14 protein-coding genes are annotated in these 12343 nt (G+C 68.1%); 9 read left to right on the forward strand and 5 right to left on the reverse strand.

Going from position 1 to position 12343, the window contains the following annotated elements:
• Nucleotides 1-45: 45 nt before the first annotated feature.
• From FHU31_RS22260 to FHU31_RS22275, 4 genes are all read left to right on the forward strand, one after another.
• The gene (locus FHU31_RS22260) at nucleotides 46-708 is read left to right on the forward strand and encodes a cell division protein SepF (RefSeq protein ID WP_167162520.1); all 663 of its coding nucleotides are present in this window, start codon (nucleotides 46-48) and stop codon (nucleotides 706-708) included.
• A gap of 132 nt (nucleotides 709-840) precedes the next feature.
• On the forward strand, nucleotides 841-1143 hold the full coding sequence (locus FHU31_RS22265) for a YggT family protein (RefSeq protein ID WP_090353839.1): 303 nt from the start codon (nucleotides 841-843) through the stop codon (nucleotides 1141-1143).
• A 190-nt stretch (nucleotides 1144-1333) separates the two neighbouring features.
• The gene (gene wag31, locus FHU31_RS22270; RefSeq protein ID WP_167162521.1) at nucleotides 1334-2149 is read left to right on the forward strand and encodes a DivIVA-like cell division protein Wag31; all 816 of its coding nucleotides are present in this window, start codon (nucleotides 1334-1336) and stop codon (nucleotides 2147-2149) included.
• A 28-nt stretch (nucleotides 2150-2177) separates the two neighbouring features.
• Nucleotides 2178-2513, forward strand: a complete 336-nt coding sequence (locus FHU31_RS22275) for a DUF308 domain-containing protein (protein ID WP_208411338.1) — start codon at nucleotides 2178-2180, stop codon at nucleotides 2511-2513.
• Here the strand turns inward: FHU31_RS22275 and FHU31_RS22280 are convergent.
• Nucleotides 2510-3178 (reverse strand): phosphoribosyltransferase, encoded by a 669-nt coding sequence (locus tag FHU31_RS22280; protein ID WP_167162523.1) that lies wholly within the window; start codon nucleotides 3176-3178, stop codon nucleotides 2510-2512. The genes FHU31_RS22275 and FHU31_RS22280 overlap by 4 nt on opposite strands.
• Before the next feature lie 98 nt (nucleotides 3179-3276).
• Here FHU31_RS22280 and FHU31_RS22285 point away from each other — a divergent pair, with 98 nt between their 5' ends.
• Complete coding sequence (locus FHU31_RS22285) at nucleotides 3277-4626, forward strand: TIGR01777 family oxidoreductase (protein WP_167162525.1); 1350 nt, start codon at nucleotides 3277-3279, stop codon at nucleotides 4624-4626.
• Here FHU31_RS22285 and FHU31_RS22290 read toward each other — a convergent pair.
• Genes FHU31_RS22290 through FHU31_RS22305 form a run of 4 tightly spaced genes read right to left on the reverse strand, consistent with a single transcriptional unit; the run spans nucleotide 4605 to nucleotide 8865 of the window.
• Nucleotides 4605-5339, reverse strand: coding sequence for a type 1 glutamine amidotransferase (locus FHU31_RS22290; protein ID WP_167162527.1), 735 nt, complete (start codon nucleotides 5337-5339; stop codon nucleotides 4605-4607). The two genes, FHU31_RS22285 and FHU31_RS22290, sit on opposite strands and share 22 nt — an antisense overlap.
• A complete protein-coding gene (locus tag FHU31_RS22295) occupies nucleotides 5339-6517 on the reverse strand; it encodes a serine hydrolase domain-containing protein (protein ID WP_167162529.1) in 1179 nt (392 codons plus the stop codon). The genes FHU31_RS22290 and FHU31_RS22295 overlap by 1 nt, the downstream gene beginning before the upstream one ends.
• A gap of 43 nt (nucleotides 6518-6560) precedes the next feature.
• Nucleotides 6561-7226 (reverse strand): response regulator, encoded by a 666-nt coding sequence (locus FHU31_RS22300; RefSeq protein ID WP_167162531.1) that lies wholly within the window; start codon nucleotides 7224-7226, stop codon nucleotides 6561-6563.
• Nucleotides 7219-8865, reverse strand: a complete 1647-nt coding sequence (locus FHU31_RS22305; protein WP_167162533.1) for a sensor histidine kinase — start codon at nucleotides 8863-8865, stop codon at nucleotides 7219-7221. Before FHU31_RS22305 ends, FHU31_RS22300 begins: the two co-directional genes overlap by 8 nt.
• Nucleotides 8866-8912: 47 nt before the next feature.
• Between FHU31_RS22305 and FHU31_RS22310 the strand changes: the two genes are divergently transcribed.
• From FHU31_RS22310 to FHU31_RS22325, 4 genes are read left to right on the forward strand one after another with little or no spacing between them, the layout of a single operon-like run.
• On the forward strand, nucleotides 8913-9893 hold the full coding sequence (locus tag FHU31_RS22310) for a Bug family tripartite tricarboxylate transporter substrate binding protein (protein WP_167162534.1): 981 nt from the start codon (nucleotides 8913-8915) through the stop codon (nucleotides 9891-9893).
• 26 nt (nucleotides 9894-9919) lie between these two features.
• On the forward strand, nucleotides 9920-10399 hold the full coding sequence (locus FHU31_RS22315) for a tripartite tricarboxylate transporter TctB family protein (RefSeq protein WP_263987737.1): 480 nt from the start codon (nucleotides 9920-9922) through the stop codon (nucleotides 10397-10399).
• A 1-nt stretch (nucleotide 10400) separates the two neighbouring features.
• Nucleotides 10401-11954, forward strand: a complete 1554-nt coding sequence (locus FHU31_RS22320) for a tripartite tricarboxylate transporter permease (RefSeq protein WP_167162538.1) — start codon at nucleotides 10401-10403, stop codon at nucleotides 11952-11954.
• Nucleotides 11951-12343, forward strand: a complete 393-nt coding sequence (locus FHU31_RS22325; protein ID WP_167162540.1) for a universal stress protein — start codon at nucleotides 11951-11953, stop codon at nucleotides 12341-12343. The genes FHU31_RS22320 and FHU31_RS22325 overlap by 4 nt, the downstream gene beginning before the upstream one ends.

Here is a 12343-nt window from a genome sequence, read left to right on the forward strand (position 1 = left end):
CTTCATCACAAACCACATAGTTATCAGCAGCAGAAGGGGCAGGCGATGAGCACACTGCACAAGGTCAAGGCCTACTTCGGTATGGCGCCGCTGGACGAGTACGAGGACGACTACTACGACGACGACCGCCCGTCACGGTCGTACCCGCGCCGCGGCGCGGAGGATCGTTTCGAGGACGAGGGCTACGGAGTGCGCGACGCCCGCGATAGCCGGGGCTTCGAGGACCGCGGCCCCCGCGAGTACGAGCGCGAGATGGAGATGGCCCCGGGCGCATACCGCAGCGGATACGACTCACCGCGATTCGAAGGCCGCCTGCGGGCCCCGCGCGAGTTCGACCGTCCCGCCCCGCGTTTTCCCGCCGCCCCCACCCGGGGCGCGCTGGCCATGGAACCCCGCCGGATGGCCGAACTGTTCGAGGCCGGCAGCCCGCTGGCCAAGATCACCACGCTGCGCCCCAAGGACTACAGCGAAGCCCGCACCATCGGTGAGCGGTTCCGCGACGGTACGCCGGTCATCATGGACCTGGTGTCGATGGACAACGCCGACGCCAAGCGACTCGTCGACTTTGCCGCCGGCCTGGCCTTCGCGCTGCGCGGGTCCTTCGACAAGGTGGCCACCAAGGTCTTCCTGCTCTCCCCGGCGGATGTCGATGTCAGCGCCGAAGAACGCCGCCGGATCGCCGAAGCGGGTTTCTACTCCTACCAGTAGCCGGTCGGCCCCCCTGTCGGTAGTTCCTGGCAGGGGGCGCACCGGAGATGCCGAGTAGGCTGAATCCCGAGGGACTGGCTGGTCCCACCGGTTTGCAATCACGTTTTTCCGCCGTAGTGAGGTCGGCTTCCGTTGGCGCTGTTCTTCGAAATCCTGGGTTTCGCGCTGTTCGTGTTCTGGCTCCTGTTGATCGCGCGAGTGGTCGTGGAGTTCATCCGGTCGTTCAGTCGAGACTGGCACCCCAAGGGTGTGACGGTGGTGATCCTCGAGTTGATCCTGTCTGTCACCGACCCTCCGGTGAAGCTGCTGCGGCGTCTGATCCCGCAGTTGACCATCGGCGCGGTGCGCTTCGACCTGTCGATCATGGTGCTGCTTCTGGTCGCGTTCATCGGTATGCAACTGGCCTTCGGGGCGGCCGCGGGCTCGGCCGGCTGACCGTCGTCCGGCCACGCCGGCTCCGGCGCTGGATCAGCTTCCGACCAGCGCCGAAGATTGAAATTCGCTCTTAATTATGAGCCTCCTCTGCAACCGCCGGGTCTGCTGTGACAGGATGGACGCCAGTTACTCGTACCGACGCTCTACACTTTGAAACCGGTTTACGGTCCAGACTTCAAGGGGGCAGGCGATGCCGCTCACACCAGCCGACGTTCACAACGTCGCTTTCAGTAAGCCGCCCATCGGTAAACGCGGCTACAACGAGGATGAGGTCGATGCCTTCCTCGACCTGGTGGAGAACGAACTCACCAGGTTGATCGAGGAGAACGCCGACCTCCGCCAGCGGGTCTCCGAACTCGATCAGGAGTTGGCCGGAGCGTGTTCCGGTGGTGCACAGCCCACTCAGACGATCCCGGCCTACCAGCCTGAGCCTGAGCCGGAGCCCGTGGCGCAGCCGGTATACGAGGCCCCGGCGCCCGTGGCCCAGCCGGCAGCACCGGTATCCGAGGACCACCACGTCCGGGCCGCCAAGGTGCTCAGCCTGGCTCAGGACACCGCCGACCGGCTCACCGGATCCGCCAAGGCGGAGTCCGAGAAGCTGCTCTCCGATGCCCGCGCCCAGGCCGATGCCCTGGTCAGCGAGGCTCGGCACACCGCGGAGACCACGCTCGCCGATGCCCGCCAGCGCGCCGACGCGCTGCTGTCCGACGCGCAGACCCGGTCGGAGACGCAGCTGCGTCAGGCGCAGGAGAAGGCCGACGCACTTCAGGCCGACGCCGAGCGCAAGCATTCCGAGATCATGGGCACCATCAACCAGCAGCGCACGGTTCTCGAAGGACGACTCGAGCAGCTGCGCACCTTCGAGCGCGAGTACCGCACCCGCCTGAAGACCTACCTCGAATCGCAGCTCGAAGAGCTCGGGCAGCGCGGTTCGGCGGCCCCCGTGGACTCCGGTGCGACCAACGATTCGGGCGGCTTCAACCAGTTCAACCGCGGAAACAACTGACCGGCCCCTCGTCGGTTAACGTCGATCAATGCTGATCATTGCGCTCGTCCTCGCCGTTGTCGGCCTGGCTTCGCTGGTGGCCGCGGTGGTCACCAGCAACGAGGTCATCGCCTGGGTGTGCATCGGCGCCAGCGTCATCGGCGTGGTGCTGCTCATCGTCGACGCGCTGCGTGACCGGTCCCGGCAGAATGCCGACGAGGACACCGCGGCTGAAGAGCCGGAGCCCGAGGCGGTCCAGGACTACCCCGACGAAGAGGCCGTCGCGGCGGATACCGCCGACGAGGCGCCCGAGGACGTGCCGACCGAGCAGCCGGCGACCGAAACCGACGCGGACGCCGAGGCCGAGGCCGAGCACAAGGGCTAAGGCCTGGCCGCCAGTAGTCGGCGGACCTCGTCGTCGCTGGTCTGACGGAAGTCGTCGTACACCTGCCCGACAGCGCTGAAGTCCGGCGGCGAGCACGCGCAGATCACCGCATCGGCTTCGGCGCGCAACGCCCGGCACGTCGAATCGGAGCCGACCGGGACCGCCACCACCACCTCGGCGGGGCCGCGGGCCCGCACGGCGCGCACCGCGGCGAACATGCTCGCCCCGGTGGCCAATCCGTCGTCGACCAGGATCACCGTGCGGCCCTCGACAGCCGGTGGCGGCCGGGTGCCGCGATATGCCCACTCCCGCCGGTGCAGCTCGGCGGTCTCGGCCCGGATCGTCTCCTGGAGTTGTTCCTCGGTGACCCTCAGCTTGTTCATCAGATCTCGGTTGAGCACCAACCCGCCGTCGCTCGCGAGGGCGCCCATGGCCAGCTCGGTCCAGTCCGGCACACCGAGTTTGCGCACCAGGAACGCGTCGAACGGGGCGTTCAGGTGGGCGGCGACTTCCCACCCGACCGGCACCCCACCTCGGGCCAGGCCGAGGACCAGGAGACCGGTCCGGCCGCGGTAGGCCGACAGATAGCCGGCCAGGACGCGGCCGGCATCCCGGCGGTCGGCGAACCGGCCCGGCGCGGCGGTGCGCCGGAGGGTCTTTCTCATCGGACTCGACTTCGTGAGGGGGGACACTTCGAGCGTACGGCGGATCTGTGGTGGGTACCCCGGCTGCGGAGGTGGCAAATCAGAGATGGGCATGGAAGATGGGCATTGAATACGACAGCGTCGTCGACCATCCGTTGGACACGGTGTTCGCCTGGCACGCCCGCCCCGGTGCGATGCGGCGGCTGGTACCGCCGTGGCAGCCGATGACGGTGGTCACCGAGACGCCGTCACTCGCCGACGGCCGGGCGGTACTGGGACTGCCGGGTGGCCTGCGCTGGGTCGCCCGCCACGACCCCGCCGGATATGACCCACCACACTGTTTCGTCGACACCCTCGACTCCGACGGTCTGCGCTCGTGGCCGGCGCGGGCGATCGGGCAGTGGCGGCACGTCCACGAGTTCGCCGCGACCGGACCGGATGCGACGCGAGTGTCCGACACGGTGCAGACGGTGGTGCCGGCGGCCGCGCTGCGGCCGATGTTCGTCTACCGGCACGCTCAGCTCGCCGACGACCTGGCCGCACACCGTGACGCGGCGGCATCGGGCACGGGAGCGCTGGTCATCGCAGTCACCGGCGCCAGTGGCTTGGTGGGTTCGGCGCTGGCGGCCTTCCTGGCCTCCGGTGGTCACCGGGTGATCCGGCTGGTGCGTCATCGGCCCGCCGGATCCCATGAGCGCCAATGGAATCCGTCCCAGCCCGACACCAGCCTGCTGGCCGGGGTGGACGCGGTGGTACATCTGGCCGGTGCTTCCATCGCGGGCCGGTTCACCGACGGGCATCGCACGGCCATCCGCGACAGCCGGATCGGCCCGACCCGTGCCCTGGCCGAACTGGCCGCCCGGACATCCGGGGTGCAGGCTTTCGTCAGCGCTTCGGCGATCGGTTTCTACGGCTACGACCGCGGCGACGAGCCGCTGGATGAGACCAGCGATCGCGGCGCGGGTTTCCTGGCCGATGTCGTCGCCGACTGGGAGGCCGCGACCGGCCCCGCCGCCGCGGCGGGGCTGCGTGTGGTCAACGTCCGCACCGGCGTGGTGCAGTCCAGCGCGGGTGGCACGCTGCGACTGCTGCGGCCGCTGTTCGCGGCGGGGCTGGGCGGCCGGCTGGGCAGCGGCGCGCAATGGTTGTCGTGGATCGGTCTGGACGATCTGCTGGACATCTACTACCGCGCGCTCTACGACGACCGGCTCGCCGGACCGGTCAACGCGGTGGCACCCGAGCCGGTGACCAATGCCGACTACACCGCCGCGCTCGGGCAGGTGCTGCACCGGCCGACGCTGCTGCCCGTGCCGTCGCTCGGGCCGAAGCTACTGCTGGGGGAGCAGGGTGTGCGGGAACTCGCGGAGGCCGACCAGCGGGTCCTGCCCGTCGCGCTGCAGCGCCTCGGGCACCGGTTCCGCCGCCCGGGTATCGAGGCCGCGCTGGCTCACGAGCTGGGGCACGGCTGACGTGCCACGTGCCTGAGGAAACCGTCCACCAGGCCACGCACCCGTTTGGCGGTGTCGTCCTTCAATTCTTTTGTCCTGGAGAGTATTTCGTCGTGATCGAGGCCGTGGCCGATGACCTCGCCGTCACGGTCCTCGGCGAGCCAGAGCGACAGCAGCCGGTGGTCGATCTCGGGGTGGAACTGCAGCGCCAGGGCCCGCCCGAGGACGAACGCCTGCGAGGCGTTGGCGGTGCGGGCCACCTCGACGGCCCCGGGCGGCAGGGTCCAGCGGTCGAAATGCCATTCGAACCAGGCGCCGCCGGGCACCAGGTCGGGCTGGTCGGTGCTGATCTCGGTCCAGCCGATCTCGGCGATCGGGGCCCGCGCGACGGTGCCGCCGAAGGCCTGGGCGATCAGCTGGCCGCCGAAGCACACCCCGAGCACCGCCACGCCGGCGTCGGCGGCGTCGTGGAGCAGTCGGGTCTGCCCGCCCACCCAGGTGCGTCGCAGGGCTTCGTCGTACACCGGCCACCGCGCCCCCAGCGGGACGAGGACGTCGTAGTCGGCGGCAGCCGGGAAGGCCACGTCACCGGCGGGGTCGTCGACCCGCTCCGCGGGCACCACCTCGAACGTGTGCACATCGAAGCCTTGGTCGGTGAACGCCTCGCCCAGCAGGGCTTCGGAAGCGAGGTGTTCGTTGTAGAGGAAGAGAACCTTGGGCGCCACGCGCGCCATTATTTCGCCGGAGGCACCGGCGGCGCATCCTCGGGGGCGAGTTCGGCGCCGATCGTGCGGAACAGCGCCTCGGCTTCGTTGCGGAAATCGCCCTGATCGTCGAAGGCATCCGGGGCGAACGTGACCGCGACCGCGATGGCGATCTTGCGCGCCGGTAAGTAGGCCTCCACGGCGGCGTACCCGGCGAACATCGGGTTCTGCAGCAGCCAGTTCCCGGAGATGACGACACCCAGCCCATAGGTGTAGCCGTCGGTCATCTCGGCGCAGGTGGTGCAACCCGGCTGCGTGCGGGTCTTGCCGCGCAGCTCGGTGGACACCATCCTGCGGTAGGACTCCGCGGACAGCAGCCGGCCCGATCCGATCCCGACGGCGGTGGCCTCCAGGTCGTAGATGTTCGAGGTCTGGATCGCGCCGTGGGTGATGGTCCAGGACGGATCCCAGAACGTCGTCTCCTCGTAGAAGGGGGTGCCGGCCGGGATCTTGAGTGCCGCCCGGCGCTCGGAGCTGAACGCGTGCAGTACCGGTGGCGGGATCGCCGCGGTCTCGGCGGCGGCGGTGTTCGTCAACCCCAGCGGGCGAAGTACCTTCTCGGACAGCAATGTCGGCATATCCGTGCCGGTGGCCTTCTCCAGAGCCAGCCCGAGCAGCACGTAATTGGTGTGGGCGTAGTTCCAGTTGGTGCCGGGCGCGTAGCGCAGTGGCTCATGCACCGCGAAGTCCAGTAGTTCCTGGGTTGTCCAGTGCCGGAACGGGTTTGCGTAGAGCGCATCGTTCATTGCGGTGTTACCGATGACATAGTCGACGTAGCCGGAGGTCATCTGGGCGAGCTGGCCGAGTGTCACACGGTCGGCGTGCGGGATGTCGGGCAACCATGTCGACAGTGTGTCGTCGAGGCTGACCTTCTTCTCGTCCACCAGGATGAGCAGCAGCGTCGACACGTACGAGATGGCCACCGCGCCGTTGCGGAAATGCATGGCCGGGGTGGCGGGGACGCCGGTCATCGACTCTCCGACGGCCCGGGTGACCACTTCTGCGCCACCGATCGTGACGCGCACGATCGCCGATCTCAGGTGTGCCCGGGTCACGGTGTCGCGGACGATCCGCATGACCGCCTCGGCCTGGGCGGAATCGGTGCCGGGTGGGACCGGCCGGGTGGCCGGCGCGCAGCCGGCGATCATCGTCGCCAGTATCAGCGCCAGGCACCGCCGCGTCACAGACACGCTATTCGGCGATCCGGTAGCGGCGTTCGGGGCGGCCCGCACCGTATTGCAGGCGCAGTTCCAGCAGACCGGTGCCCAGGTAGTGCTCCAGGTAGCGGCGCGCACTCACCCGGGAGATACCGACCCGGTCGGCGCATTCCGCGGCAGACACCTCTTCGGCCGTGCGGACCGCGTCGAGCACCAGCTGGCCGGTTTCGGCGCCCAGACCCTTCGGCAGCACCGGTGCGGCGGCGGGGGTGGCGCCGCTGAACAGCGCGTCGATCATCGTCTGGTCGGCGCCGCCGTCGGCGGCCAGCGCGTCGGCGCGGGCCGCGAATGCGCCCAGCTTGGCGTGCAGCTGGTCGAACTCGAACGGTTTGATCAGGTAGTCGGCAGCGCCGCCGTCCAGGGCTCCGCGGACGGTGTCCAGTTCCCGCGCCGCGGTGATCATGATGACGCCGACTCGGTTGCCGCAGGCACGCAGCCGTTGCAGCACGGTGAGCCCGGACATATCGGGCAGGTACACGTCCAGCAGGATCAGATCTGGGCTCAGCGTTTCGGCGGCGCTGAGCGCTTCCGCCCCGGTGCGGGCCACGCCGGCCGCCTGGAAACCGTCGATCCGGTCGACGAAGCGGCGGTGGATCTCGGCCACCATGAAATCGTCATCGACGATCAGCACGTCACGCATGAGCCAACCGCACCACGAACGAGGCACCGCCATCGGGACCGTCGGTGATCTCGACGTGTCCGCCGTGCTGTGTGGTGACCAGCCGGACCAGAGCCAGCCCGATACCGCGCTGCTTCTCAAGGCCGCCCGCACCAGCCGGCTTGGAGGTCACCCCGCGGGCGAACAGCGACTCCCGCAGATGCGGTGGCACACCGGGTCCCGAGTCGGTGACGGTGAGGGTGAGGCCGTCGGCGTCGCACACCGTGACGTTCACCTCGGCCCGGGTGGTGCCGACCGAGGCGTCCACCGCGTTGTCGATCAGGTTGCCCAGCAGGGTGATCACATCGGTGGCCAGCGCCGGTGACAGGGCCCGCAGCCGGCTGTCCGGATCGAGTGTCAGGATGACTCCGCTCTCGGCGGCCAGCGAGGTCTTGGCGATCAGCAGTGCGGCCACCGCTGGATCGGAGATACGTTGGGTGACAGCATCATTGATCTGTGCACGGCGCCGGGTCAGGGTGCCGACCAATTCGTGGACGGCGTCGAACTCGCCGAGCTGTACCAGCCCCGAGATGGTGTGCAGCTGATTGGCGAACTCGTGGGTCTGGGCACGCAGGGTGTCGGTGACGCTGCGGTGTGAGGACAACTGCGCCTGCAGCGCGGCCAATTCGGTGCTGTCGCGCATCGTGGTGACGGTACCGATGTGCCGGCCCTGGCTGTGGGCCGCACGCCGGTTGAGGGCCAGGACGTGCTTGCCGGTGGCGATGACGACGTCGCGGCCTTCCTCACCCGACATCAGGAAATCCACCACGGCGCGTTCCAGGCCGAGTTCGTCGACTCGGCGCCCGACGGCCTCGGCGCCGAGACCGAGCAGTTCCTGCGCGCTGTCGTTGAGCACGGTGACCACACCGTCGGGGTTGACCGCCACCACGCCCTCACGGATGCTGTGCAGCAACGCTTCCCGGTGATCGGCCAGGCCGGCGATCTCGGCCACCTCGAGCCCGCGGGTGTGGCGTTTGATCCGCCGCGACAGCAGCCACGACGCCGCCAAACCGAGCAGCGCACCCAGGCTCAGATACAGCAGCAGCCGTTCGCCCGCGCCGCCGATCAGCTCCCACACCGTCGGGTAGCGTTCGCTGACCGAGACGACGGCCAGCACCGCGCCACTGGCGGCCAGGATCGGGACCTGACCGATCAGGTTGCGTACCCCGTCGATATCGCCGTCGCCGAACCAGGCCCGGCCCTCGTCGGCACGGCTGGCGGACAGATCCATTCGGGTACCGACCCGGGCGGGGTCGGTGGACACCCGCACCCGGCCGTCGGGATCGAGGATCTCGGCCAGCCCGGCCCCGGACAGGGCCACGGCGCGGTCCACCTCGGGGGCGAGAATCCGGGCGGCGAAGGGGTCTGCGTAACGGTCCCGCACGATCGGGGTGGACGCCACGTTCTCGGCGACGGCGATCATCCGCTGGCCGCGGACATCGCGGAACTCGCGGGTGGACTGCGCGACCGACACCGCGGCCACCGCGATCAGCACCACCGCCACCACCACCAGCTGGAACAGCAGGAACTGGCCGGCCAGGCTGCGCCCCGGCAGCGTCAGCACCCGCTTCGTGAACTTAACGACCACAACTTCCTTTGCGAACTCATGCGTGACCTGCATCACTGTGCGGGTCCAGTATTGCTGAACATCACAGGAGACGATGGGGGATGACCGTGCGTTCCAAGACGGGACTGGCCGTGCTGCTGGCGGTGGCGCTGCTGCTGACCGCGTGTGGGGTGACCCGCGGCGAACAGGCCGGCGGCCTGCATCGACTGCGGATGATGGTGCCCAACAGCCCCGGTGGCGGGTATGACCTGACCGCCCGCACCGCGGTGAAGATCATGGAGGATCGCGATATCACCGGGCGTGTCGAGGTTTTCAACGTCATCGGCGCCGGCGGCACCGTGGCGATGGCCCGATTGATGAACGAACGGGGCAACGGCGACCTCATGATGATGATGGGGCTCGGGGTGGTCGGCGCGGTGTACACCAACGGATCCTCGGCGCGGGCCTCGAATGCCACCGCACTGGCCAAGATGGTCGAGGAGCAGGAAGGCATTCTGGTTCCGGCGGATTCACCGTTCAAGACGGTGCAGGACATGGTCGCGGCGTGGAAGGCCGATCCCGCGAAAGTGACCATCGGTGGTGGTTCCTCGCCCGGCGGACCCGATCACCTGTTCCCGATGGAGACCGCCCGCGCGGTCGGTGTCGATCCCCGCAAGGTCAACTTCATCACCTACGACGGGGGCGGCGATCTGCTGACCGCACTGCTCGGCAGGAAGGTCGCCGTGGGCACCTCCGGGCTCGGCGAGTACGTGGACCAGATCGAGGCGGGCCAGGTCCGGGTGCTGGCGGTGTCCGGGACCGAACGTGTCGAGGGCGTCGATGCCCCCACGTTGACCGAGGCGGGAATCAATCTGACCTTCACCAACTGGCGTGGTGTCCTGGCGCCACCGGGTATCTCCGAGGACGCCAGGCAGGCGCTGGTCAAGGTGCTCGAAGACCTGCACGCCACCGACGCATGGAAGGAGGCCCTGGTGCGTAACGGATGGAGCGACGCGTTCATGACCGGGGAGAAGTTCGAACAGTTCCTCAAGGATCAGGACCAGCGGGTGTCCTCGACCCTGACCGGACTGGGGCTGCTGTGAGCGCCCCGGATCCTGGTACACGCCGGGTGGACAAGGCCCAATACCTGGTGGTGGTCGTTCTCGTCGCGGTCGGCGGGTTCCTGATCTACAACGCGCTCACCCTGCCCGGTGGCTATGCGCAGGTCGATCCGGTGGGGCCCAAGTTCTTTCCGATGTTCATCGGCCTCGTGCTGCTGGTGCTGGCGGTGATCCTGGCGGTCGCGATCCCACGCGGGTCGGTCGGTGAAGCGGATGCTGGGGAGGACATCGACCCCGATATGCCCAGCGACTGGCGCACCGTCGGGCTGCTGGTCGCGCTGTTCGTGGCCACCATCGTCCTGGTCAAACCGCTGGGCTGGACGATCACGGCCGGTCTGATGTTCGCCGGTGCGGCCACCGTGCTGGGCAGCAAGCACTACATCCGCAATCTGGTGATCGGCGGCGTGCTGTCGGTGGGCAGCTTCTACGCGTTCTACTCCGGGCTCGGAATCCCGCTGCCCGCAGGCATTCTGGACGGGATCCTCTGATATGGACAACCTGAACTGGCTCATGCAGGGGTTCGCCGAGGCGGCCACCCCGATGAATCTGCTCTACGCGGTGATCGGCGTGCTGCTGGGTACCGCCGTCGGGGTGTTGCCGGGTATCGGCCCGGCGATGACGGTGGCACTGCTGCTGCCCATCACCTACAACGTCAGTCCGAGCGCGGCCTTCATCATGTTCGCCGGCATCTTCTACGGCGGGATGTACGGCGGGTCCACCACCTCGATCCTGCTGAACACGCCCGGTGAATCCTCGTCGGTGATCACCGCGATCGAGGGCAACCGGATGGCCAAGGCCGGCCGCGCCGCGCAGGCGTTGGCCACCGCGGCGATCGGATCGTTCGTCGCCGGCACCATCGGCACGATGCTGCTGGTGCTGTTCGCGCCTGCGGTATCGCGGTTCGCGGTGACTCTCGGTGCACCTTCGTATCTGGCGATCATGCTGTTCGCCTTGGTGGCGGTGACCGCCGTGCTCGGGTCTTCCAAATTGCGCGGTGCGATCTCACTGTTCCTGGGATTGGCGATCGGCATCGTGGGCATCGATTTCCTGACGGGCCAACCGCGCGCGACGTTCGGGCTGCCGTTGTTGTCCGACGGTATCGACATCGTGGTGATCGCGGTGGCGATCTTCGCGCTCGGTGAGGCGCTGTGGGTGGCTGCGCATCTGCGGCGCCGGCCCGCCGACGTGATCCCGGTCGGTCGGCCGTGGATGAGCAAATCGGATTGGAAGCGGTCCTGGAAACCGTGGTTGCGCGGTACCGCATACGGCTTCCCGTTCGGTGCGCTGCCGGCCGGTGGTGCCGAGCTGCCGACGTTCCTGAGCTATATCACCGAGAAGAAACTGTCGAAGCATCCCGAGGAGTTCGGGAAGGGCGCGATCGAGGGTGTCGCCGGTCCGGAAGCGGCCAACAACGCCTCGGCCGCAGGCACTCTGGTACCGATGCTGTCGCTGGGCCTGCCTACCAACGCGACCGCCGCGGTCATGCTGACGGCGTTCGTGTCCTACGGTATCCAGCCCGGACCGACGCTGTTCGACAAGGAACCCCTGCTGATCTGGACGCTGGTGGCCAGCCTGTTCATCGGTAACTTCCTGTTGCTGGTGCTGAACCTGCCGTTGGCGCCGCTGTGGGCGAAACTGCTGCGCACTCCGCGGCCGTATCTGTACGCGGGCATCCTGTTCTTCGCCACCCTCGGTGCGTTCGCGGTGAACGTGCAGCCCCTGGATCTGGCACTGCTGTTGGTGTTCGGTCTGCTGGGGTTGATGATGCGCCGGTTCGGTCTGCCGGTGCTGCCCTTGATCATCGGCGTGATCCTCGGTCCGCGCATCGAGCGCCAGCTGCGCCAGAGTCTGCAGTTGGGCAGCGGCGACTGGGGCAGCCTGTTCACCGAGCCGGTCGCGATCGCCACTTATGTGCTCATGGCGATCCTGCTGCTCATGCCGCTGGTCCTGCGGTTGATGCATCGCAGCGAGGAAACCCTGTTGATCGTCGAGGATGACGCCGATCAGCAGCAGAAGGCTCTCAAGGAAGGCTCGGCGTCATGATCGTCGTCGGATACACCGCGGACCAGTTCGGTCGTGCCGCAGTGGAACACGCGGTCATCGAGGCTCGATTGCGCAACACCACGCTGCGGGTGATCAACGCGACCAAGGGTGATGCGCTCGCCGACCCCCAGTTCGCGCAGTCCGGTGCGTTGCAGGACCTTCGGGACCAACTCGAGGCGTCCGGTGTGCTCTTCGAAGTGTCCCAACCGGTGGGTGTCGACCCGGCCGAGGAACTGCTCGACGCGATGGACAGCCCGGATGCCGACCTGTTGGTGATCGGCATCCGGCACCGCAACCCGGTCGGAAAGCTGTTGTTGGGCAGCGTGTCCCAGCAGCTACTTCTGGAATGCCGCAAACCGGTGTTGGCCGTGAAGCCCGAGGATTCCTGA

Origin of the sequence: Mycolicibacterium fluoranthenivorans (assembly GCF_011758805.1) — a bacterium.
Classification (GTDB): domain Bacteria; phylum Actinomycetota; class Actinomycetes; order Mycobacteriales; family Mycobacteriaceae; genus Mycobacterium; species Mycobacterium fluoranthenivorans.